Here is a 1,599-nt window from a genome sequence, read left to right on the forward strand (position 1 = left end):
CAACATAGTCGCTGGTACTGTCTTGCTCTGACAACTCTTGATAGTACTCCAGAGCGTCAATGATGATATCCAATTGGACTTGATCGTATGTGTATATATCATTGATATTGTAGTTTCTATACTCTCCTACATCACCACGAATAATCTTTCTTCTAGGCATATTGTTCTATTCTCTCCTTATAATTTAATTAGTATTTAATCCTCATATGTACTCTAAGTATCTATTAATAATATATCAATCAAAAGGCAGGCAATACGAAAGCACAACATAACAGAATTGGCTGAAATGCTTGTAATTAAAGGCGTGCAGGAAAGATAAAACGGTTTGAAGAACTTGCGTTATAAAATAATTAGGTACATAGTGATACTTTAGACAACCTTATCTTAGCATATTGTTAATGGCGGTGATAATCATTTTTTCAAGTACATAAATTAAAATTAATTCACTAAATTGATATAAACGCAAAAGCGCTAATAACTTGAATTAGGCTCACTGTTACACCCCTAACCAACGAATTACAGTCATCCTTGCTACATTCAATTGTTTAGCAATCTGAGTGTTATTCATACCTTGCTCATGTAGCTGCTTCGCTTGAAATAAGCATGACAATAAAAATTTATCACTTTCCGAAGTCGGTTTTTTCTCTCAGGGTTGTAAATATTCTGTCGGCTGTACCTTTGCTCACGCCTTTAGGATCTCGCAGGATATTCGCTAACCATGATTGAAATGCAAGATAGTCTTTTGTACCTGCTAAATCTGAAATGGAGTGCTCTTTGGATAATATGATGCTGTATTTACTGATCTGAGCTTCTGTTAAATTGCAAAACATGTCGATAGTATTTTGATCTTTGGACGTAACTTCTCTTTGTTTTTTGGGTTGTTGCTTTTGCTCAATTTTAAATTGAACGGCACTAATAGCCCTGCCTTGCTTAAATTGTTCGTAACTGACTGTAAGATCGCTATGTTGGTTAATTTCACCCAAAGCCTTGTCTAGTACGTTAATTTTGAAGTTGCTCATAGTGCTGTATTCATTTACACCTAAGCCAAGTTTACTTCTCAAGTCTTCAATTTCGTACTTTTCGGTTTTTCCTGTACTAAGCCATTTAACGATCAGCTCATATAACCTTGTGCTGTATTTACTTTTGAAACTACTGACCTGCTCAAGGTGGTACTTTGTAAACTGTTCTTCTAGTCTACTGATCAAGCTAATCACTTCTTCACTGAAATACAAAACCACCATACCATTGTTATCAACGTATGTTACTTTATTCACCCAGTTGGCAGTTGTATAAGCTGGTTGTCCCTTATACCGATCAAGGTAGCTAAACTCTCTGCGCTTCAATGTACGTGCTGCCTCTTTAATAGCACCGTAAATATTATTACTGTCTGCTTTAAATTGTTGCACGTAGTTGCTGACTAAAACTTCAATGGCAGTATTTGGTGTTAGCTTGCTTACTTCCCTAGCTTCTACTATCGCCAATAGCATGATTCGCTGTTCTACCAAGCTCAAATTGAAACTTGCATCAATAAGAGCATTGTCTTTGACTACTAATTTGTTTGAGTTATTCATTTTTTTGGTGAAGTTATTTAACTAGCTA

Annotated in this window: 2 protein-coding genes; both read right to left on the bottom strand. The window is 35.5% G+C overall.

Going from position 1 to position 1,599, the window contains the following annotated elements; translation table 11 throughout:
- Positions 1–496: 496 nt before the first annotated feature.
- Positions 497–610: a helix-turn-helix domain-containing protein gene (locus tag FTV37_RS18055; protein WP_257223479.1), complete on the bottom strand. Its 114-nt coding sequence runs from the start codon at positions 608–610 to the stop codon at positions 497–499.
- A gap of 10 nt (positions 611–620) precedes the next feature.
- Complete coding sequence (gene repM, locus FTV37_RS17345; RefSeq protein WP_180023054.1) at positions 621–1,571, bottom strand: replication initiation protein RepM; 951 nt, start codon at positions 1,569–1,571, stop codon at positions 621–623.
- Positions 1,572–1,599: the final 28 nt, after the last annotated feature.

The sequence above is a fragment of the Acinetobacter sp. YH16042 genome (assembly GCF_013417245.1).
Lineage (GTDB): Bacteria > Pseudomonadota > Gammaproteobacteria > Pseudomonadales > Moraxellaceae > Acinetobacter > Acinetobacter amyesii.

Excerpts from the sequence above, each read along its gene's own strand:
- repM (WP_180023054.1), bottom strand. The coding sequence starts at position 1,571 with ATGAATAACTCAAACAAATTAGTAGTCAAAGACAATGCTCTTATTGAT.